The organism is Oleiphilus sp. HI0086 (assembly GCF_001635225.1).
Map to the genome: position 1 here is coordinate 1 of NZ_LWFZ01000891.1, position 722 is coordinate 722.

The window sequence follows — 722 nt, forward strand, 5'->3', positions numbered from 1 at the left end:
CTGCGGACTGCTTGTAGTAATGTAGCCACTAAGTTACTTGTTTACAAAACCACTTTCGTACAAAAATTACTATCATCGCGTAAAACTCTATCCAACCAATTGGTTTAACATTTCCATTGGCTAAATAGGTGGTAGATCCAAGAAATCTAGACAATCCATACACTCTCATACAGCATTCGCATCGAAATTGCGGGCTAGACACCCTTCGAGCTAAAAGATTATACCTATCCAGTAAGTTCTATCTCCTTAATAAAACTGCCCTTCTGAGCAATACATTCACCCAGCAATGCAAAGCCACTAATATTGGACTGAGTCGTATAACGAGCAGCGTAACTGTTACCTTCGCCTTCCACGCGCCATTCCCCTTTAGATTCGTAGCTGGGACATATCACTAAGGGAGAATAGGCTAGCTTTACCGCTACAGCCTGTGGTGGCAGAACTAAAGCAGCAGGTTCCCCACATAAGGTTTTTGCCAAACATTTTGCTGATGCGGTTGCTGGAGCAATAAACGAACGAACAGCACCAAGTGTCTCAGCACAATCACCGATCGCGTAAATATTGGGATGACTTGTTCTAAGGAATTCGTCAGTCATAATTCCTCGATTTATTTCGATATTAGCCTGTTTAGCCAGGTCAACACGAGGCAATAATCCAACTGCTGACAAGATAAGATCTGCGCGGATGACGGTACCCGTATCTAGCTCAAGTAAAAGCTGATCACC

General features: G+C 43.4%; 1 protein-coding gene. It reads right to left on the reverse strand.

The genetic code is table 11. From position 1 onward, the window contains the following. Positions 1-224: 224 nt before the first annotated feature. The coding region (locus tag A3756_RS16070; protein WP_197481338.1) for an FAD-dependent oxidoreductase at positions 225-722 on the reverse strand (498 nt) is incomplete at its 5' end.